This window comes from Myroides sp. LoEW2-1 (genome assembly GCF_009767705.1).
In the GTDB taxonomy this organism is placed as follows: domain Bacteria; phylum Bacteroidota; class Bacteroidia; order Flavobacteriales; family Flavobacteriaceae; genus Flavobacterium; species Flavobacterium album_A.
This window is the reverse complement of the sequence record NZ_WSPP01000007.1, coordinates 1-20,527: the sequence shown is the minus strand read 5'-3', so window position 1 is coordinate 20,527 and position 20,527 is coordinate 1. Positions and strand designations below refer to the sequence as shown.

17 protein-coding genes are annotated in these 20,527 nt (G+C 34.8%); 11 read left to right on the top strand and 6 right to left on the bottom strand.

All coding sequences use genetic code 11. The annotated features are described in order from the left end of the window. The first annotated feature begins 9 nt into the window (after nucleotides 1-9). The 4 genes from GOQ24_RS00730 to GOQ24_RS00715 all read left to right on the top strand — a co-directional run bounded on the left by GOQ24_RS00730 (nucleotide 10) and on the right by GOQ24_RS00715 (nucleotide 6,525). Nucleotides 10-1,257: a gliding motility-associated C-terminal domain-containing protein gene (locus GOQ24_RS00730; protein ID WP_155091706.1), complete on the top strand. Its 1,248-nt coding sequence runs from the start codon at nucleotides 10-12 to the stop codon at nucleotides 1,255-1,257. A 15-nt stretch (nucleotides 1,258-1,272) separates the two neighbouring features. Next, nucleotides 1,273-2,202 (top strand): type IX secretion system membrane protein PorP/SprF, encoded by a 930-nt coding sequence (locus GOQ24_RS00725; protein WP_160338903.1) that lies wholly within the window; start codon nucleotides 1,273-1,275, stop codon nucleotides 2,200-2,202. Between the two features lie 18 nt (nucleotides 2,203-2,220). After that, nucleotides 2,221-4,182: an OmpA family protein gene (locus GOQ24_RS00720; RefSeq protein ID WP_160338902.1), complete on the top strand. Its 1,962-nt coding sequence runs from the start codon at nucleotides 2,221-2,223 to the stop codon at nucleotides 4,180-4,182. A 762-nt stretch (nucleotides 4,183-4,944) separates the two neighbouring features. Beyond that, complete coding sequence (locus GOQ24_RS00715) at nucleotides 4,945-6,525, top strand: calcineurin-like phosphoesterase C-terminal domain-containing protein (RefSeq protein WP_155092203.1); 1,581 nt, start codon at nucleotides 4,945-4,947, stop codon at nucleotides 6,523-6,525. Between the two features lie 130 nt (nucleotides 6,526-6,655). Here GOQ24_RS00715 and GOQ24_RS00710 read toward each other — a convergent pair whose 3' ends face one another. After that, nucleotides 6,656-7,174, bottom strand: coding sequence for a hypothetical protein (locus GOQ24_RS00710; protein ID WP_160338901.1), 519 nt, complete (start codon nucleotides 7,172-7,174; stop codon nucleotides 6,656-6,658). A gap of 365 nt (nucleotides 7,175-7,539) precedes the next feature. On the opposite strand from GOQ24_RS00710, the gene GOQ24_RS00705 reads away from it, so the two are divergent. After that, nucleotides 7,540-8,196: a hypothetical protein gene (locus GOQ24_RS00705; protein ID WP_160338900.1), complete on the top strand. Its 657-nt coding sequence runs from the start codon at nucleotides 7,540-7,542 to the stop codon at nucleotides 8,194-8,196. A 307-nt stretch (nucleotides 8,197-8,503) separates the two neighbouring features. Continuing rightward, entirely contained in the window at nucleotides 8,504-10,705 is a 2,202-nt protein-coding gene (locus GOQ24_RS00700; RefSeq protein WP_160338899.1) for a S41 family peptidase, read from the top strand. Between the two features lie 185 nt (nucleotides 10,706-10,890). On the opposite strand, the gene GOQ24_RS00695 is transcribed toward GOQ24_RS00700, so the two are convergent. Then, entirely contained in the window at nucleotides 10,891-11,376 is a 486-nt protein-coding gene (locus tag GOQ24_RS00695) for a hypothetical protein (RefSeq protein ID WP_160338898.1), read from the bottom strand. A gap of 270 nt (nucleotides 11,377-11,646) precedes the next feature. On the opposite strand from GOQ24_RS00695, the gene GOQ24_RS00690 reads away from it, so the two are divergent. Further along, nucleotides 11,647-12,426, top strand: a complete 780-nt coding sequence (locus GOQ24_RS00690; RefSeq protein ID WP_160338897.1) for an OmpA family protein — start codon at nucleotides 11,647-11,649, stop codon at nucleotides 12,424-12,426. Between the two features lie 136 nt (nucleotides 12,427-12,562). After that, nucleotides 12,563-13,246, top strand: a complete 684-nt coding sequence (locus GOQ24_RS00685; protein WP_160338896.1) for a phosphoribosylaminoimidazolesuccinocarboxamide synthase — start codon at nucleotides 12,563-12,565, stop codon at nucleotides 13,244-13,246. 50 nt (nucleotides 13,247-13,296) lie between these two features. Here GOQ24_RS00685 and GOQ24_RS00680 read toward each other — a convergent pair whose 3' ends face one another. The 4 genes from GOQ24_RS00680 to GOQ24_RS00665 form a co-directional block, all read right to left on the bottom strand. Then, a complete protein-coding gene (locus GOQ24_RS00680; RefSeq protein WP_160338895.1) occupies nucleotides 13,297-14,823 on the bottom strand; it encodes an AbgT family transporter in 1,527 nt (508 codons plus the stop codon). A 109-nt stretch (nucleotides 14,824-14,932) separates the two neighbouring features. Next, nucleotides 14,933-15,598, bottom strand: a complete 666-nt coding sequence (locus tag GOQ24_RS00675) for a chloramphenicol acetyltransferase (RefSeq protein ID WP_160338894.1) — start codon at nucleotides 15,596-15,598, stop codon at nucleotides 14,933-14,935. A gap of 7 nt (nucleotides 15,599-15,605) precedes the next feature. Further along, nucleotides 15,606-16,385 carry an enhanced serine sensitivity protein SseB C-terminal domain-containing protein gene (locus tag GOQ24_RS00670; RefSeq protein WP_160338893.1) on the bottom strand — a complete coding sequence of 260 codons (780 nt, stop codon included), beginning with the start codon at nucleotides 16,383-16,385 and terminating at the stop codon, nucleotides 15,606-15,608. Between the two features lie 215 nt (nucleotides 16,386-16,600). Continuing rightward, entirely contained in the window at nucleotides 16,601-17,692 is a 1,092-nt protein-coding gene (locus tag GOQ24_RS00665) for a M42 family metallopeptidase (protein WP_160338892.1), read from the bottom strand. A gap of 78 nt (nucleotides 17,693-17,770) precedes the next feature. On the opposite strand from GOQ24_RS00665, the gene GOQ24_RS00660 reads away from it, so the two are divergent. From GOQ24_RS00660 to GOQ24_RS00650, 3 genes are all read left to right on the top strand, one after another. Next, a complete protein-coding gene (locus GOQ24_RS00660) occupies nucleotides 17,771-18,466 on the top strand; it encodes a DUF4294 domain-containing protein (RefSeq protein ID WP_155092214.1) in 696 nt (231 codons plus the stop codon). Between the two features lie 49 nt (nucleotides 18,467-18,515). Next, entirely contained in the window at nucleotides 18,516-19,598 is a 1,083-nt protein-coding gene (gene dnaX, locus GOQ24_RS00655; protein WP_160338908.1) for a DNA polymerase III subunit gamma/tau, read from the top strand. Nucleotides 19,599-19,660: 62 nt separating this feature from the next. Then, nucleotides 19,661-20,527 (top strand): hypothetical protein (locus GOQ24_RS00650; RefSeq protein ID WP_160338891.1); only part of this gene is annotated, 867 nt, incomplete at its 3' end.

The following is a 20,527-nucleotide window of genomic DNA, read 5'->3' as shown; positions in this document are numbered from 1 at the left end:
TGAAATAGTATGAAAGATTATAGAGCACTTTTAATGGCTTTTGCTTTGTCTTATGCAGGAGTTCATGCACAGACAGTCAACAAAGGAGATCTCTATATTAGCTCAGGTTCTTTAGTATCATCAAAGTATGTATTTGAGAATGTTGACAATGCTAATTTTAGAAACAACGGAACACTTATCCTTGAGGATAATTTGATAAACAATGGGGCATTTTTTGATTACAAGGGCAATACTCCAGAAGGAACCACACTTTTGAAAGGCAAGAAAGTACAGATATTAAGCGGAAATTCTATTACTACGTTTAATAATTTAGAGTTGGTAAATCCCACAGAGCAGAAAGCTTTCGATATCCAAAGTCCAGTTGTGGTAGTTGGCCAAATGACTTTTAACGAGGGGATAGCCCATGTGGATGAAGCGAAAGGATCAGTTACCTTTCTTAAAGGTGCAGCTGCTTCTTTGACTAAAGATAATAGTCATATTCAAGGGCAAGTGGATAAAGAGGGAGACAATGAGTTTATTTTCCCAATTGGAGATCAAGGCTTTTATCGAAAGGCAATTATTTCAGCTCCCGAAAAGGAGAAAGATTTATTTGTAAGTAAGTATTCTTTTGATGATGCACCTTTCTTTAAAGCAAGAGCTAATACTGCTGGTGTAATAGAAGAATTAAATACGAAAGAATACTGGCTGATTGATCGTACTTCAAATACAGAAAGTGATATCATCTTGACTTTGACTTGGGATGAGCGCACCACGCCAGCTGAACTGTTGAAAGATCCTGTAAGGGAATTACACATCGTGAGATGGGATGAAAAGCTTCAGATCTGGGTTGACGAAGGCGGAATAGTAGATGTAGATACTAAGAGTATTTCTACTCCAACTTCTGTGAAAGGATATGGTTTCTTTACACTGGCTACAGTTAATAAAGATTGGCTGTTGGACGGGGATGTCGTGATCTACAATCTTGTATCTGCTAATGGAGATGGCAAAAACGATTTCTTTCGAATTGACAATATAGAGCGTTTTCCAAATAATACAGTTGAGATATTCAACCGTTGGGGAGTGAGGGTGTATGAAACGACAAATTATAACTCTCGAGGAAATGTATTTGTTGGAAAGTCAGATGGACGTGGAACTATTAGTAAAGGTGAGAGTTTACCTACGGGAACTTATTACTATGTAATTACTTATGAATACAAGGATGACAAAGGATCTCGTACTATTAAGAAAGCGGGTTACTTACATTTGGAGACTAACTAATAGAATAAATTCAAAATGAATTATAAAGCATTATTAAAGAATAGTTTATTGGGACTTGTCTTGGTAGGTAGCGCACAGGTAGCTACAGCTCAACAAGATCCTCAATTTACACAGTATATGTATAATCCCTCACAGATAAACCCTGCTTATGCCGGGAGCAGAGGGACACTGAATATCTTCGGACACTACAGAACCCAGTGGGTAGGTATGGAGGGGGCACCAAAGACAGCAAGTGTTTCTGCCAACACACCTATTGGTGAATCAGGTATGGGATTAGGAGTTAATTTTACCAATGACAGATTAGGGGCAATGGATGAGAACAATATTTCGATTGACTTATCTTATGCAATTGATATTAACTATGAGTATAAATTGGCTTTTGGATTAAAGACCACAGCTAATTTAATGAGTGTAGATTTTACAAAGCTTAGAATATTTGACGGTAGTGACAAAGTAAATGACAATGTCAATAATCAGTTTACTCCAAATATTGGAGCAGGGGTTTACCTTTATTCTGATAAATCTTATGTTGGTATTTCTGTTCCTAACTTTTTAACGACTGATCGCTATGATGACAATGAGTTTACTACTCTACGTCAAAAAGCACACTTTTACTTAATGGGGGGATATGTATTTGAACTCAACCCAAGTTTGAAGTTCAAACCAGCAACTCTTATTAAAGTAGTGGAAGGGGCTCCGCTGCAAGTAGATTTGACTGCAAATTTCTTGTTCTTGGATAAGTTCACTGTAGGAGCAGCTTACCGTTGGGATGCTGCAGTAAGTGGACTTGTAGGGTTCCAAGTGAATGAAAATCTGTTTGTAGGTTATTCTTATGATGCAGAAACTACAAAGCTGGCCAACTATAATTCAGGTTCACATGAAATATTCTTGAAGTTTGAATTATTTAATAGAAGAACGCGTATCAATACGCCGAGATTCTTCTAAAACTAAAAAGAGTAGATTATGAAAAAAAGGATAGTAAGAGCACTTTCTATTGCAGTTTGTTTGTTTGGAGTTTACGGACTCCAAGCGCAAACAGCTAAAGTGAGAAAGGCTGACAAAACTTTTGATCAGTTCGAATATGTAAATGCCATTGAGGTTTACGAGCGAATTGTTGAGAAAGGATATAAAAATGTAAATATACTCTCTAAGCTGGGGGATGCTTATTACTTTAAAGGAGAGCTAAAGGGTGCTCATCAGTGGTATAAAGATTTATTTGTCTTGGCAGAACAAGAACAAGTAAAGTTAGAGTCTGAATACTATTACCGATTTGCACAGACTTTTAGAGCAATAGAAGACTATGAGAGTGCCGACAAGTACTTGGCTGAATTTGCTCGTATTGAGCAAGAGGATAGTCGAGGAAAGTTGTTTATAGCTGATAAGGATACTTACCTTGATGAAATAAACGCGACTATTAAGCGATATGACGTGAAGCCTTTACCAATCAATAGCGAGTACTCTGATTATGGGTCAGCATTGTTGGACAATAAGCTTGTATTTACCTCGGCAAGAGATACAGAAAGTACAAGAGAGGGAAAAAGACACAAATGGACCAATGAGGCCTTTACAAGTCTATACTTCTCCGAAGTAAACGAAAATGGTGAGTTTTCTGAACCGGAGTTATTTGACAAATCTGTCAAAACAAAGGTTAACGAAGCTTCTGCTGTTTTTACTAAAGATGGGCAAACCATGTACTTTACGCGTAATAACTTCAAAAAAGGCAAGAAAGTTCACAATGAACAGTACAGCATCTTACTCAAATTATACAAGGCAAGTAGGTTAAGTGATGGTACGTGGTCTGAAGCAGTGGAGTTGCCATTCAACTCAGATGATTTCAATACAGCTCATCCTGCGTTGTCTCCTGATGAAAAGCTCTTGTATTTTGTCTCAGATAGAAAAGAGAGCCTTGGGCAATCTGACCTTTTTAAAGTTGCAATCAACGATGACGGTTCATTTGGTGAGCCTGTTAATTTAGGAAGTCAAATAAATACAGAAGGAAGAGAAACATTCCCGTTTGTATCTCATGACAATTTCTTATACTTTTCTTCAGATGGCCGCCCTGGTCTTGGAGGATTGGATATTTATAAAGCTAAGATTAACGTAGATGGTAGCCTGTCTAAAGTTGTTAATGTTGGAGCACCAATTAATAGTCCTGGTGATGACTTCGCCTTTTTTATCAATGATAAAAACCGCAAAGGTTTCATTTCTTCTAATAGAGAAGCTGGTATGGGTGGAGATGATATTTACTTCTTTCAAGTAGTGGATTGTAAACAACAAATCAGAGGTAAGGTATTTGATAACAGTACAACTTTTGTTATCCCAACTGCCACTGTTGTTCTATATGACAATAACTACAAAGAAATCGGTCAGTATAACGTAGATGAGAATGGTGCTTATATCACTGAATCACTACCGTGTAACTTCAAGTTTAGATTAAAAGCAAGTGCACAGGGATATAACACCAATGAAGTTACAACAGTACTTGGCCGTGAATTTGACGCTTTTAATGAAGTGAATATCGGACTTGATCCGATTGTGGAGAAGATTGAAAAAGACGATGACTTGTTCAAGAAGTTGAAATTAGAGCCAATTTACTTTGATTTTGACAAGTCGAATATTCGTCCTGATGCAGCAATTGAATTAGCAAAAGTTGTGGAAGTCTTGCAAATGTACCCTCAACTTAAAATAGATGTTCGCTCGCATACCGATAGTCGTGGTAACGATGCTTATAATTTGAAACTATCAGATAGACGTGCCAAATCTACAATCAGCTGGATGGTTAAACAAGGTATTCAGAGTGATAGAATATCTGGTAAAGGATATGGTGAATCACAGTTAGTGAATAAGTGTAAGAACAATGTTCCTTGTACTAAAGCACAACATCAAGAGAACAGAAGAAGTGAATTTATTATTTTAGATATTTAACCACTTGATTATGCATAGTTAGGTCTTTGGATCTACTTTGTAAGGAAATAACCTAAAGGAGTTGCTGAATTATTTAGCAACTCCTTTTTTTGTACCCATTAGGGAGATGAAATAAGATAAAAAGTACCTAATTATCTTAATAAATATCTAAAAAGTACCAAATATGGAATATTTCGAAAAAAGAAAGCGAATTATACTTTAAAAAATTAAGGACTAACAAAAAAATATTATCAAAAAAGGCTATCATTTAAAATAGAGATTAACATCTATTTCTACATATTCGCAAAAAGACATTAGTTCATCATTTTTATAGACTTTTTAAGGAAAAAAATTAGCAGAGCCTAAGAGCTTTGTCTACTTTTGTAAAGTGATAAATGAATAAGAGGTAAATACTTAACTCTTTCGTTTATATCTATTTGAGTTTGTCTACATCTTATAAGACCTTACTCTTTTTTAATTTGAACTATTATAGAATCAATTTCTATTAAGTTATATGTTGTTTCCTTATAAAAGCTCTAAATCACTTAGAGCTTTTATTTTTTTATGATGTAATGAAGTATTGTCTTGCTCTTTTCATATCTCATCCTGATAAATCACCGTAATTTAATATACGCCCTCTAATCTTAACAATAGGGTAAAAGTCAGTTAATATTGCACATTTACTTTTGTGTATTGATTCAGTAGTGGTTTTGTACTATCTAATTTTCAGAATGCGAAGAAGGGATATACAAGCCATCATTACTCTTATAAACCAATAAAAAGATGAAAAAAAGATTTTACACTCTTGCTTTTGTATTGACTGCAGTTGTTGCAGTAGGACAAAATAGCGTAAAAGGGTATGTATTTGTAGACAAAAATCAAAATGGCAAAAAAGAAAGAAAAGAAGAAGTACTTTCGGGCGTTAGTGTATCAAACGGAGTTGATGTTGTACAAACAGATCATAAGGGGTTTTACGAATTACCTTTAACAGGCGATAACCAGATATTTGTGATTAAACCAAGTCAATATACTACAGCTGTTGATCAGTACAATTTACCGAAAACTTATGTAACTCATAAGCCGAAAGGATCGCCTAAAGGCACTCAGTACGAAGGGGTGGCTCCAACGGGTAAATTGCCAAAAGAAGTCAATTTTGCCATGATAGCACAAGAGGAGTCTGCTGAGTTTAAAGCTTTTATTTTTGGAGATCCACAACCTTATAGTTTACAAGAATTGGATTATTTTAAAAAGGCAATTGTCGATGAGGTCAAACACAAAACAAAGGGAATATCATTCGGGATTAGCTTAGGAGATTTAGTGGGAGATAAGTTAGACTTGCATACACCTTATAAGGATGTGATGAAGCAAGTGGGCTTACCGTGGTATAACGTCATGGGAAATCACGATATGAACTATGAGGCAACAGAAGATATATACTCTGACGAAACTTTCGAGAAAAACTTCGGACCGGCAAACTATGCTTTTAATTATGGAGAAGCACACTTTATCGTATTAGACGATATTCTATACCCACATCCTATCAAGAAGAAAGGATATTTAGGAGGTTTTAGAAAAGATCAAATAGCGTTTGTCAAGAATAATTTAAAGTACGTAGACAAGGATAAACTTGTCGTAATCTCTTTACACATCCCTTTGTTTATCGGAGGCGAAAAGCACTTTGATCAAGAGTCAAGACAAGAGTTGTTAGATGTGTTAAGTGGTCATGAGAATATTTTGGTATTATCTGCTCATACGCATTATCAAATGCACCAATTCTATACCAAGGAGCATGGATGGTCAGGAGTTAAGCCGATTCACGAATACAATGTTGGAACTACTTCTGGAGATTGGTATTCTGGAGAGTTTAACGAGTTAGGGGTTCCTGCTTCTACCATGAGAGATGGTACGCCAAGAGGGTATGCTACTTTAGTTGTAAAAGGGAATGAGTATGCACTGGATTATAAGGTTTCTGGAGAATCTGAAGATTACAAAATGGAATTGTTCATGCCAAAGGTTATGGCAGACAAAAGAGCAGGTAACTATCGCGTTTATGCTAATGTCTTTATGGGAACAGAGCGCGATCAAGTGGAGTACAGAGTCAATGAAGGACAATGGAAGAAAATGAATAAAGAGAATGGGGTAGATCCAGCCTTTTATGCAGAAGTACAAAAATATGACTTGACAGATGAACTACTTGGAGGTAGAAAACCTTCAAATCCAATAAACTCATCACATCTATGGAGTGCTAAATTGCCTTTCAATATTGGAGTTGGTGAGCATACGGTCGAAGTAAGAGTAAAAGACATGTTTGGTAGAGAGTACACAGAAAAGAAAACCTACAGAATAGAAAAGAGTAAGTATTAAATTTTTTCATAAGGTGTTATCTTTTAAAAAGTCTATTGGCTTTTAAAAGAATATGCCTACGCAAATTCGTTGTGTTAAAGTAGCCCAACAGCATCTGCTGTTGGGCTATTTGTTTAGAGTATAAATGACTTTATTGTTTTTCGGCATTTGATTTAGCAAGTAGTTTTTGAACAAAACTGATCTTTTGCTTGCCATACATCGTACTGCTTAGGGTGTCTATCTCGGCCCACATTTCCAATTTTTCCATGCACATTAGAATATTGCACAGCAAGTAAAACCGAGTAATTTCAGTGAAGTGATTGACGTATAGTCTTGTGACTCCCTGCATGCAAAGCGTTTCTACGTCTTCTCTTTCTTTGTTGTAAAAATGTTTTTCGATGTTCTCTTTACTTAACATACTCTCAGAGCTATCTCCTAGTAAATGAGCAATCGATGACAGCGCCTCTTTGAAGCAGGAAAGTGCAAGTTCATAGCCTTGGCAATAATAGTAAGCTATTCCTTTGTTGAAAAAGTTCTGTACTGAATCTTCTTCCTGTTCACAGAGTTTACACGCTTCAATGTATCTCTTTTGCAGAAGTAATAACACTATCAATTGCTCGTCAGAACTTGTGATTTGTTGCAATTCGTAACTTCTATTTTCGAGTTTCATAATTACAGTATTTAATGTTATTCTATTTTTTCTACTCTAAAGTTACTCATTTTTTGAATTAGTATCAATACCTGAGCTTTGTTAAGCTATGGTTTGAACAGAGAGAATGATCTATCTGTCTTCAAGAAATTAGCAAGTAGTGTAATAAGTGTCAAAATGGTGTTTTCTTCTAATTGTCAGTGATATTATGGTATTATTTATTGTTTTAATAGTGTTCCCCGTTTCCCGTTTTCGGTCCTCCAGTTCCCCAGACTTTGCCCGGCGGTCGCTGCGATCTTATTCAGATAATGATAGGGTTTACGCAAAACTATAAGAGCATAAAGGTATAATGTTATAAATTTGAGGTATATATTGAAGTATTAACTATGAGAAAGTTATTGTCTTTTGTTGTGATATTGTTTTTAGGAGGATCTGTTTATGCTCAAGATGTTACTTATGAACAAGTTGAGTTACCAAGTATTGGTACTATTTTGATCCCAAGTACAATGGAACTACAAAAAGGGAAGTACGAGGAGTTTAGCAAGAAGTTTGTTGAAGCAGGTACAAGAATGTTAGGTGAAGAAGTTTCTGAGAATCGCATTGTTTTCCAACCTAAGGGAATTAATGATTTTACAAAGGATGGTCTTGCTATGTATGCAAGAATTATCATAGAAACAGACATATCCGGCCCTGGAGATTATTTTAAATTGAAGGATGTGGAAGATTTGCCTGAAAGTGAATTAGTTGAAATTAGTTCTTTTGCAGAGAATGAAATGAGGGATATGTTGTATGGTACGAATTTGAAGATCGTAGAATGGTTAGGTGTTTCTATGGTGAAGATTAAAGGCTATACTATTTTCAAAATGTCTTACATCCGTCAGTTAGGCCAGAATCCCTTAGTGAAGGTTCACACATATTTTTTTCAAAATTACGATAGGCAACATAGATTAACTGTATCTTATCGCGTAAAAGATTTAGAACTATGGGAGTCATCATTTAATAAAGTGGCGAATAGTTTTCAGATCACTAACATCAGACAATAGATTATAAGTGTAAGGTCGACTAACTGTAAGTTGTCTAAATAAAGGCAAGATAGGGACGGATATAGGCGAGGCAAACATTAGGCTAAAAGCGGTCTGATGTGTATATTTACACTGAAAAAATACAAGAATTAAGAAGGCAATAAAGAAGTCAGAGTTATATAGCTCAAAGTAGTGAGACTTTGGGCATTGGAGGTTAGTGTAGTGTGCAGTTATATAGCTCAAAGTTGCGAGACTTTTCACAGCGGGTTTTGTTTTTTAACTATTTGTAATTAACTTCCAAAGCTAAACCAACTTAAACACTATAGTGATGAAAAAAATAATACTTTGTATTATTACCATTTTGGCAATGATAAATTCTAATGCTCAATCTTTAGCAGACAATTTTGGGTTTGAATCTTCTAATGTAGATCTACCTACTAATTTATGGCAACAGATAGGAAGTAATAAATATACTTATACTGTTAGCGTTGATGTTGTAAAAGAAGGAAAACAGTCCCTTGTGATTAATAATCAAGACAAGCAATCATCATATGGAGATTTTGGAGGTGTGTATTTTGAGTTTCCAAATACCTATATAGGCAAGGAAATGGAACTAACTGTGTATTTAAAAACAAATGAAGTTACTGGTACAGCTGGAGTTTTTTATAAAACAGATGCTCGTATGCCTATCCAATATGCTGAGGTTAAAGGAGTCAAAGGTACTAATGATTGGCAGAAGATTAGTTTAAAGAAAGCAATTAAGCAGAGTCATATTGATCAAATAGGTATAGGCGTAATGTTGAAAGGTAGCGGTACTATTTGGGTAGATCAAGTAGAATTGAAAATTGATGGTCAAGATTTTAAAAATAGTACAGTTTATACTAAACCTATCTATAAGGCAGACTTAGATAAGATGTTTGATAATGGCTCTGAAGTTGAGATACCAAGTAATTACAATGAAGAAGATTTGGATAAATTAGCTTTACTTGGACAGTTTTGGGGCTTTTTAAAGTATCATCATCCAATGATAGCTAAAGGTGAGTATAATTGGGATTATGAACTTTTTAGAATACTACCAAAGTATTTATCAGTTAAGACGAAAGAGCAAACACAGCAGATATTATTAAATTGGATTGATAGTTTGGGTACACTACCTCATTCTTCAAAAGAAATAGAAAATTCTATTGCTATGGATTGGATAAGTAAGTATGACCTGAACCATGAACTGCAAAGTAGATTAAAAACAATTGCAAATTTTCCATTAACAGAAGATCATTATTACCTTACTCAGGGTAGGTATGTTCCTATAGCAGATTATATAAATGAGCGACCATATGAGCAATTTGCATTGCCAGATACAGGTTTTAGATTACTAGCTTTATATCGTTATTGGAATATGGTAGAGTATTTCTATCCATATAAAAGTTTGATTGATAATAAGTGGTCAGAGGTATTAAGCACTCACTTAAGACCATTTATTGATGCTTCAACAGAATTAGCTTATGAATTAGCTTTAACAGCCTTGCTAACTGAATTGAATGATTCACATGCATTGTTATTAGCAGGTAATAATGCTATTGAACAATCATTAGGAGAATATCATGCACCTATACGTTTAAATAAGATAGAAGGTAAATGGATAGTCACAGAAATATACAATCCAGAATTATTGAATGGTATAGAAATTAAAGTTGGGGATGAGGTAACTCATATCAATCAAGAAACTTTAGCATCGATAGAGATTAGAAATAAGAATCGCTATCCAGCCTCTAATGATGCAGTGTATTATAGAGATCTACAACGAGACTTATTGCGCTCGCCAAAAGAGATTCTCAATATCACATACTTATCAGGAAATAAGTCTAAAAGTATTGATCTCAAATTATATAAACGCAAAGAATTAAATATATACTATACTTTCAAAGTAGATAGAACCAAAAAAGGCTATTATCTTTTAAATAATAATATAGGGTATATCACTTTAGCAAATGTAACTAATGAGGATATAGAGGAAGTAAAGAAGCAGTTTAGTGACACTAAAGGTATTATTATTGATGCTCGTAATTATCCATCTGCATTTGTACCTCATAGCCTGGGAAGCTATTTTGTCTGTAAACCGACTCCTTTTTTAAAAAATTTATTTCCTACTTTAAGCTTTCCAGGGGCTTTTGAATTTAGTAAAGAGTTAACTATAAAACCAGGAGAGACTAAGTATAAAGGAAAAGTAGTTGTTTTGATTAACGAAGTTAGTCAGAGTGCTTCAGAATACGCTATCATGGCTTTAAAAGCAGGTGATAATGTTACCTTAATGGGATCACATACAGCAGGAACCAATGGAGATACAGCTCAAGTAGTTTTGCCAGGTAATAGAGTGGCTCTAATAGGAGGTGCAGGAATTTATTACCCTAGTGGTAATGTTACACAACGCGAGGGGATTAAACCCGATGTAGAAGTAAATATTACTCGTAAAGGAATTATTGAGGGTAAAGATGAAGTATTAGAAAAAGCAAAAGAGCTATTGATGAGGTAGTTTTTTTATATTAAATCAACGATGAAATGTTTTATCTATTGGGCTTTGTAATTGTCACCTTTATAAACCTTGGTAGTATTTATTTTTATAATTTAAGGAGTTGACTTTGCGTTACAGTTTTGCTTAGCAAGCCCAGTCCTTTACCCTTTAATAATTCTTATAAATTAGAACCTCCTATTGATAGTTTATCTAATAGTAATGTATCTAACAAACTTTAGACAAGAGTTTTGTTTGTTGAGGCAAGTGAGCCCATCATCCTTTGGAAAACATAAACTTGTAAATGGATGTTGGTTAATGCAATGGTTCTTGCCAAGCATGAAAAAGGTTGCTTCACTACGGAGAATTGTAACAAGGTGTAATAAAGATACAATTGTATGAGTATTGGTTTGTAGAACGAGGTAATAAAGGTTTTGTTCGTTTTTTATTTCCATCTTCGTGATATTGGATAAAGTAGGAATATAGGATTGAAAGTAGATCAGTAACTCTTGTTTAAGCCTTCTCTCTTTCATTAGGTATTTGTAGTTATTATCAGCTTCAAGAATATCGTCAATGCGAATAAGACTTTTTTCGTAGACAGGTACAATGCGATATGGTTTATTGTCATGGTTGTTCTTTTGACTGAGTGCTAAAGCAACCTTGAAAAGGATAAGTAGTAGAAGTATTTGTCTCATTTTTTTTTGATAATGAATAACAATAATTGTTTGCTTTGTATAAAAACTAATTATTAAAATAAGCTTGTGTTTGTGTGGTTTTTAGTAAATATTATATTAAAGTGTTTGGTTTGTGAGTATAGTAAGAATGTTAACCTTATTTGATATTAATAATTTACACTACAGTGTATTATTTGATTAGTTGCTTTTATAAATAAAAAATGTTTCTTTATTGAAGTGTTAACTATTTTTGTATATTTGAGTGTAGTAGATTCTAGGAAAAAAGTAATTATGAAAAATTTGTATTTAATTGTATGTGGTGTATTGCTGATGGGAAGCACTACTGTCTCAGCTCAAAAAATTGAAGGAAAGATATTTGATAAGGAGCTGAATGCTCCAATTGCTGATGGGGATATTACTTTTTATAGTAAGAAAGGAGATAGAATTGCGACTGTTTATACCAATACAAGTGGTCAGTATGAGTTTGAGCCTAAAGACTTGGCCTTAGTGCATAAGATAGTGGGAACAGCAAAAGATTATACAAAAGCAGAAGTGCTAGTGAATCAAATAGAAAATGGAGTTGTTGCTAATTTTGGTCTTTTAAAGGATAAAGGCACTTTAAAAAATAACACGTCTTATACCGCTAAAGAAACTGAGGCGCGTGCAAGATTTAAAGAAGAGACGGTAGACAATGGTAGGAGCTTAACAGTAAGTAGAAAAGATTATAGCTTTGTGACTTTGCCTACTTTTTATTACGATTTTAATAGTTCGTATATGACACCTGAGAATAAATCAGTTGTTGATCAAATTGTTAGTTTGATGAGACAAGACAACTCTATTCGAATTAGAATTCACGTTTACAATGATACAAGAGGAAATTCAAAGTACAATGAATGGTTAACTGAACGAAGAGCAACTAGAGTGTACGACTATATGATTGCTAAGGGAATTTCAAGAGATCGATTAGGTACAAGAGTAGAGACTATTAATAGTGATATTCCAAGAAAATCAGATAGCTATGCAAGATCTTCTTCTCAAGAGAATAGAAGATGTGATTTTGAAATTATGTAAAAATTTAGTTTGTTGAAATAGTATAAAGCTCCTTATTTGAAAATATTACAAATAAGGAGCTTTTTTTGTGCTTTATAATGTGCGAGGTTGGTTGAATTATCTTATTTTTGGTCAATAATAACAACACAACAATTTTATGGAACTTAAGTACAAAGGAAAAACAAAAGATGTTTATTCAATTGGAGGTAATCAAGTATTATTAAAGTTTAAGGATGATGTAACTGGAGAGAATGGGGTGTTTGACCCTGGAGCAAATACTGTAGGACTTTCTATTGAAGGAGTTGGGAAGAGTGGACTTAGAATGACAAAACACTTTTTTGAATTATTAAAAACAAAGAAGGTACCCTCACATTATGTGTCAGCTGATATAGAAGATGTTTCAATGGTTGTCAAAGAAGCAATTCCATTTGGTAAAGGCTTAGAAGTCATTTGTCGATTTAGAGCAGTAGGGAGCTTTTATAGAAGATATGGGGCATATGTGCAAGTGGGAGATCACTTAGATAGTCTGGTTGAATTGACAATTAAAGATGATGAAAGAGGAGATCCTACTATTTCAAAAGATACTTTGAGTATGCTTGGCATTTTAAGTGATGTAGAATATGAAGCATTAAAGCAATTAACAAAAACGATTTGTCGCTATATTAAAGAGGAATTAGCAACTAAAGGATTGGAGTTATATGATATCAAGTTAGAGTTTGGACGTGATAAAGCTACAAATGATATTATCCTAATAGATGAAATATCTGGTGGGAATATGAGAGTTTATAAAGGAGATAAGTATATTGAGCCATTAGAACTCGAAAAGGAGTTCTTTAAATAAAACAAAAGCCCTCACATTGTGTGAGGGCTTTTTTATATCTATAAGTAATTTTATTGTACTGCTATTTCTAATTGTGCTCCAGGACCAATTGGTATTCCAAACCATATCCAAATGATCAGTAAGATAGACCATCCAATAAAGAATACAATAGTGTATGGGAGCATAGTGGATACAATGGTTCCAATACCAGCTTTTTTATCGTATCGCTGCATAAAGGCAACAATAAGAGCAAAATAACTCATCATCGGTGAGATTATATTAGTAACACTATCACCAATGCGATAAGCTACTTGTACTAACTCAGGTGAGTATCCCAATAGCATAAACATGGGTATAAAAACAGGTGCCATAATCGCCCATTTAGCAGATGCACTTCCCATAATCAAGTTAATCAATGCAGATACAACAACAAAAGCAAGCATCAATGGGATTGCACCCAAACCTGACTTTTGAAGTGTTTCAGCTCCTTCTATGGCAAATATTAAACCGAGGTTTGTCCAGTTAAAATAGGCTACGAATTGAGCAGCAAAGAAGACAAGAACAATATATGAGCCTAATGTTTGCATTGCCTTAGACATTCCCTTCATAACGTCTTCATCATTTTTGATTGTCTTGGCACCAATTCCATAAGCAATACCTCCAATTGCTGAACCAATGAATAATAAGGCAACTATTCCTGACATAAAAGGAGATTTTAGTATTTGTCCATCTTCACTTCTTAAATATCCATTCTCAGGAATTAAACCACCAAGAATAAAAGCAGTGAATAACAACCCACCAATTAGCGCGTAAATAAGTCCTCTTTTTTCAAGTTTAGTTAATGGTTCAATAGATATAGCCTCTTCATCACCTTTATATTCTCCTAATCTTGGGACTACAATTCTTTCCGTAACCCAAGTACCTAAAATGGCAATAAGAAAGGTTGAGACAAATAAGAAGTAATAATTTGCAGCAGGGTTAACTACATACGTAGGATCAATAATTCGTGCCGCTTCTTCAGATAATCCAGCTAATAAAGGGTCGATAGTACCAAGTAATAAGTTAGCACTATAGCCTCCGGATACTCCCGCAAATGCTGCGGCTAATCCTGCTATTGGATGTCTTCCTGCTGCCAGGAATATAATAGCAGCTAAAGGAACAAGCAATACGTAACCAACTTCACTTGCAGTATTTGACAAAATACCAGCAAATACGATTACAAAGGTTAAAAGCTTTTTAGGTGAGGATAGAACTATTTTTTTAAGTACCGTCCCAATAAGTCCAGATCCCTCCGCGATACCGATTCCCAATAGGGAAACAAGTACTGTACCGAGTGGGGCAAAGTTAGTGAAGTTAGTCACCATCTTAGTCAGTATTAAATGAAGTCCTTCTGCACTGACAAGATTAAAAGATTGTATTTCTTCTTTTGTTCCAGGGTGTATTACCGATAAATTGAAAAAACTAGCTATCCAAGAAGCAACAATAACTAATAGTGCAAAACTTGCAAATAAGGTTGCTGGGTGGGGTAGTAGATTTCCGATTCGCTCTACCGAAGATAAAAACCGATCTACTAAACTTTTCTTTGTTTCTGTACTCATTCTATATTCTTAGTTAATTAAAAGTCGCAATATAGTACTTTTTCGTTATGTTAAGAATAATTATAATAAAACAGAAAACTTTCTTAATGGTTGCGCTAATGCCCAGTAATTAGGGAGTCATCCAATTCTCAACATGATCACATAGATTCTGGATATCTTGTAAAAACATAGATGTATGATAACCATCAGCAATAGCGTGATTAACATATATACTTAGGCTGATTTTAACTTTGTTTCCTTCTGTATAGTATTTGCCAAATCGAATAATAGGTTGAAGGAAATTAGAGTCTTGTATCGTGTCTTGGCTAATGGATTCAAAGTTTATCCAAGGTACACAAGATATGGGAATTAAGTTAGCAGGTTGATTCTCTCTTATTTTAATTCCCTTTCTATCTTTGTACGTGTTAATATCTTGAATGATTATATTGTAAAACTCTTGGAAGTCTTCGTGATACTCGCTCCATAAATCCGAGAAGCTACAATCGTCTTTGTGAAATATTGTAAAAGACGGTTGCATAAAACTCCACTGTCCTAATTGTCCATTGTAAATAACAGTGCGAAAGGATTCACTGTTATTAATGGCTCTGATAATCACATATAGGAAAATTGGGAAGAACTTGTAGTTACTATCCTTGTATTTGCGAAAAAGAGTAGTAATGTCAATTTTAATACTGACAGTATACTTTGATTTTAAATTATTGTGATAATACTCAAAGTAAGGTTTACGTGGCCAATTCTCAAGATCTATAGGGTGAAATATCGCTTTAGACTGCATTTATAAATTATTTTTTCGAATAGAAAGGCGTGGACTGATTGTAAAAGAACTCACTAAAGTCACCTCCTTTTTCAAGTTTTACTATATCAATTACTTCATCTGCTTTTAAATGTTGTTGACAGATTGTAGAAGTGAGTTTTGCTATTTGGCTAAATGGCAATTCTCCTTCGGTTTCAATGGCGATAATATAATGAGCATTTGTATCAATTTGATCCATAAAAGTCCATCCTATATGAGCGTGGGTAATTGCAATAATGCTTTTAAACATATTTGACAAATCACTGAGTAACGCTGTAGGACTTTGTTCTGGTGTCCCGATCAGGGCATTCATTCTCGTGTGAATAACAGGACTGTGTTTTGGGGTAAATATTGATCCGTTTAGCATTTCAGAAATTTCTATCGCAATTAGCTCTTTGTAGTATTTAGAGAACGGGTTGACAATGATTTGATTCCCAATGGTCAATTCCAAGAAAGAACGGCCTCTAACCTTTATATAATCCATTTCTTGTGTAATTGCTCCTGAATCATAAATCCTGTCGGGATTTGTAAATACAGGGATTACACCATTGTCAAGGGCTATAATTGGAACATGAGGGTCAATACCAACTGTTAGTTCAGAACTAGTATAACCTTGTTCAACTAAAACATATATATAATCTTTAAGCATGCGTTCGTAGAACAATGCTCTGTATTCTGGCTTGGTTGCAGCTTCCTCAATAATTTGAGCTAAAGTCAAATTCTTATTGATTTTACCTGTGTTTTTTTTGCTTTTGTTGTAGAAAGACATTTTCTTAATTTGTTTTATTCAAAAGTACATTAATTAATTGGTTCAAGTCAAGAAATACAGCGAAATTGAATGGGAATATATTGGATGAAACGCAGTAAGAAATGAGATTTGCAATGATCTTATGCAGGAGTAATATTCGGTTTACTAATGGGCAATGGTCTTGATCAATTACAATTAAAAAAAGAGGCTGTTATTTAAAACAGCCTCCATATTTGTTATTTAAAGTAAGAGAAAGTTTCGTTATTCTCTATTTTTAGTACTGATTCATAAATCAAGCGGATTGTATTTTCTACGTCATCCTTGTGAACCATTTCAACAGTTGTATGCATATAACGCAATGCTAAAGAAATAAGTGCAGAGGCAACACCTCCATTGCTATAAGCAAAAGCATCCGTATCAGTTCCTGTAACGCGTGACATTGCATTACGCTGAAATGGAATATTGTTTGCTACAGCTGTATCTTCAATTAGCTCTCTTAGTTTATTTTGAATAGCAGGTGCATATCCGATAACAGGACCTCTACCGATTTTGTTATCTCCTTCGATGTTTTTCTCTACCATAGGAGTATTAGAATCGTGGCACACATCTGTGACTATAGCAACGTTTGGCTTAATGGTCTGGGTAATCATTTCAGCTCCGCGAAGACCAACTTCTTCTTGTACTGCATTGACGATATAAAGTCCAAAAGGCAATACTTTATTGTTCTCCTTTAAGAGTCTTGCCACTTGAGCAATCATAAAACCTCCAATTCTATTGTCAATTGCTCTACAGACAAATTTGTTGTTGTTTAACACTGTAAATGTATCAGGGTATGTGATAACACAGCCTACGTGAACACCAAGTGTTTCTACTTCAGCTTTTGTTTCACATCCTACATCGATAAAGTTTGTTTCAATTTTTGGAGCATCTTCTTTTCCAGCTCTATTTCTAATGTGGATTGCTGGCCAGCCAAATACACCTTCTACAATTCCCTTTTTAGTATGTATATGTACGCGTTTTGAAGGTGCAATCATATGATCACTACCACCGTTTCTTATCACGTGTATAAACCCATCATCAGTGATGTATTTTACATACCAAGAAATCTCATCAGCATGTCCTTCAATTACTACTTTATAAGGAGCGTCAGGATTGATAACTCCGACAGCTGTTCCATAGGTATCCGTGATGAAGGTGTCTACATAAGGTTTAAGGTATTGCATCCATAACTTTTGTCCATTTACCTCGTGTCCTGTAGCAGAAGTATTGTTTAAATAAGCTTCTAAAAAAGCCATTGAATCCTCATTCAAAATCTTGTTTGTGCTCATGTTTAGTTTTTTCGCTAATTTAATTAGAAAAGTGTTATAACTCAATTAAAATAGCTAATTTTGGGTATATTTAACCTTATGAAACGATTTGTTTTACTTATTGTTTGTTTCGCAATTTATCCATGTCTTGGACAGGAAAAAGAGCTATTGCCTACACCGGAAATTCCCTCTGAAGTGATTATTGATGGAGATACAATTCAAAGTGTATCTATGCCTGAAATATTTATTGGCGTAGACATGAAAGAAGAAAAGTATCGTAGAGATATGATAATTCTTCGCAATCGCATTCGCCGTGTTTATCCTTATGCTAAAGCTACTGCTCAGAATTTGATAATCTTGAACGAAAACCTGGAGAAGATAGAGTCAAAAAGAGATAAGAGAACCTATATCAAGCGATCTCAAAAGTATCTGGAAGGGCAGTTTAAAGAAAAACTGAAAAAGCTCTCGCGTAACGATGGTAAAATACTATTAAAACTGATTGACCGTGAAACAGGTCAAACAGCCTTTCAGCTAATCAAAGAGTTTAAAAGCGGTTGGACTGCCTTTTGGTCTAATACTACTGCGAGAACATTTAGCTTGAACCTCAAAAGTGAATATCATCCAGATATAGATTTAAACGACTTTTATCTTGAAACTCAACTCCAATATTTGTTCTATCGATATGAAATAGAATATAGTAGGGGAGCAAGAGAAATAAAGTTTAACGATTTGAGATTATTGTGGCAAGAGAAAATAACAGAAGATCAATTTTTCCCATTAGAGTTGCGCGAATAATTTTCGCAATATGAAAATTAAAATTACCTTTGCCCTAATATTTATGCTAATGGAACAATTTATCGTATCTGCCCGAAAATATAGACCACAAACATTTCAAGATGTTGTAGGCCAACAAGCTATTACCAATACTTTGCTAAATGCTATAGAGACCAATCACTTGGCTCAAGCTTTGCTTTTTACTGGTCCTAGGGGAGTTGGAAAGACTACTTGTGCCCGTATTTTAGCAAGAAAGATAAACCAACCAGGTTATGATGATCCTACAGAGGATTTTACTTTTAATGTCTTTGAATTAGATGCCGCGTCAAACAACTCCGTTGATGATATACGTAATCTAATAGATCAAGTAAGAATACCTCCACAGACAGGAAAGTACAAAGTGTATATTATTGACGAGGTTCACATGCTATCTTCAGCAGCTTTTAATGCTTTTTTAAAGACGTTAGAAGAACCTCCAAGACATGCTATATTTATTTTAGCTACTACTGAGAAACACAAGATTATTCCTACGATTTTATCGCGTTGTCAAATTTTTGACTTCAAGAGAATCACGATTAGCGATGCAGCAAATCACTTGGCACTTGTGGCAAGAAGTCAGGGAATTAATTATGAAGAAGACGCCTTGAGAATCATTGCTCAAAAGGCTGATGGAGCGATGAGAGATGCGCTTTCTATTTTTGATCGCGTAGTGTCTTATTGTGGTAGAAACCTAACTAGACAAGCAGTTGCTGAGAATTTAAACGTATTAGATTTTGAATACTATATTCGTGTAACAGACTTGATTTTATCAGGTAATATTCCGGCTTTATTGACTGCTTTTGATGACATCTTGGCAAAAGGTTTCGATGGTCATCATTTTGTTGCTGGTTTAGCTTCTCATTTTAGAAACCTGATGGTTGTTAAAACTCCTGAAACAGTATCATTACTGGAAGTAGGAGAGCATGGAAAACAATTGTTTGTTCAACAGTCGCAAAGAGCACCTTTCCCTTTCTTATTGAGTGGAATTGAATTAGCCAATGACTGTGACTTAAAGTACAAAGCCAGTCAGAATCAAAGATTATTAGTAGAGCTTTGCTTGATGCAGTTAGCTTCTTTAGCCATTGATGGCGAAAAAAAAAAGATGAATCAATAATTGTTTCTCCTGATAGATTAAAAGAAATCTTACAGCAATTACCACCCGTAAATGTTGAAGGGATGCTTTATCCTCTTAGTGCAGCTGTCGATCTGAATCAATCATTTGACAATAACCAAATGCAGCAGGGTGGTGCTCCAATGCAAAACCAGTCTTTTGATAATAATCAACTGCAGCAAGGTGGTGCTCCAATGCAGAGTGGACCATTTGACAATAATCAACTGCAACAGGGTGGTGCTTCAATGCAGAGTGGACCATTTGACAATAATCAACTGCAGCAAGGTAGTGCTCCAATGCAGAATGGATCATTTGACAACAATCAACTGCAGCAAGGTAATGCTCCAATGCAGAGTGGACCATTTGACAATAATCAACTGCAGCAGGGTAGTGCTCCAATGCAGAATGGACCATTTGACAACAACCAAATGCAGCAGGGGAATGCTCCAATGCAGAATCAGTCATTTGATAACAACCAAATGCAGCAAGGTGGTGCTCCAATTCAAAACCAGCCCGTTGATAATAATCAACTGCAGCAAGATACTACTCAACAGAATCTTCAAGGTTCATTTGCTCAAAACAATAAACGCGTAAATGCTTTATCACTTTCAAGTATCAGAAAGAAACGGGAGTTAGAGTCGTCTTTAGAAAAGAATATTGTCGATCCTGAAGATTTGCCAAGGTTGTTGTTTTCATTCGAGCAAATGATGAACGAATGGCAGTTATATATGCAGAAGTTAAGTCGAACTGGTTATATGTTGATGTCTTCGTTGATGGGAATGACTCAACCAAGGTTGGAAAAACACTTAATTTATCTGGAATTGCCTAATCACGGTTCGAAACTGAGCTTTGATGAGAATAAATATGAGTTAGTAAATCACTTAAGAAAAAAACTGAGCAACTATGATATTGAAATTATCATAGAAGTGAAT

Coding starts and splice junctions, on each gene's coding strand:
- GOQ24_RS00705 (WP_160338900.1), top strand. CDS start 7,540: ATGAGAAAGTTATTGTCTTTTGTTGTGATATTGTTTTTAGGAGGATCT.
- GOQ24_RS00730 (WP_155091706.1), top strand. CDS start 10: ATGAAAGATTATAGAGCACTTTTAATGGCTTTTGCTTTGTCTTATGCA.
- GOQ24_RS00715 (WP_155092203.1), top strand. CDS start 4,945: ATGAAAAAAAGATTTTACACTCTTGCTTTTGTATTGACTGCAGTTGTT.
- GOQ24_RS00660 (WP_155092214.1), top strand. CDS start 17,771: ATGAAACGATTTGTTTTACTTATTGTTTGTTTCGCAATTTATCCATGT.
- GOQ24_RS00680 (WP_160338895.1), bottom strand. CDS start 14,823: ATGAGTACAGAAACAAAGAAAAGTTTAGTAGATCGGTTTTTATCTTCG.
- GOQ24_RS00720 (WP_160338902.1), top strand. CDS start 2,221: ATGAAAAAAAGGATAGTAAGAGCACTTTCTATTGCAGTTTGTTTGTTT.
- GOQ24_RS00725 (WP_160338903.1), top strand. CDS start 1,273: ATGAATTATAAAGCATTATTAAAGAATAGTTTATTGGGACTTGTCTTG.
- GOQ24_RS00690 (WP_160338897.1), top strand. CDS start 11,647: ATGAAAAATTTGTATTTAATTGTATGTGGTGTATTGCTGATGGGAAGC.
- GOQ24_RS00710 (WP_160338901.1), bottom strand. CDS start 7,174: ATGAAACTCGAAAATAGAAGTTACGAATTGCAACAAATCACAAGTTCT.
- GOQ24_RS00665 (WP_160338892.1), bottom strand. CDS start 17,692: ATGAGCACAAACAAGATTTTGAATGAGGATTCAATGGCTTTTTTAGAA.
- GOQ24_RS00695 (WP_160338898.1), bottom strand. CDS start 11,376: ATGAGACAAATACTTCTACTACTTATCCTTTTCAAGGTTGCTTTAGCA.
- GOQ24_RS00675 (WP_160338894.1), bottom strand. CDS start 15,598: ATGCAGTCTAAAGCGATATTTCACCCTATAGATCTTGAGAATTGGCCA.
- GOQ24_RS00685 (WP_160338896.1), top strand. CDS start 12,563: ATGGAACTTAAGTACAAAGGAAAAACAAAAGATGTTTATTCAATTGGA.
- GOQ24_RS00670 (WP_160338893.1), bottom strand. CDS start 16,385: ATGTCTTTCTACAACAAAAGCAAAAAAAACACAGGTAAAATCAATAAG.
- GOQ24_RS00700 (WP_160338899.1), top strand. CDS start 8,504: ATGAAAAAAATAATACTTTGTATTATTACCATTTTGGCAATGATAAAT.
- dnaX (WP_160338908.1), top strand. CDS start 18,516: ATGGAACAATTTATCGTATCTGCCCGAAAATATAGACCACAAACATTT.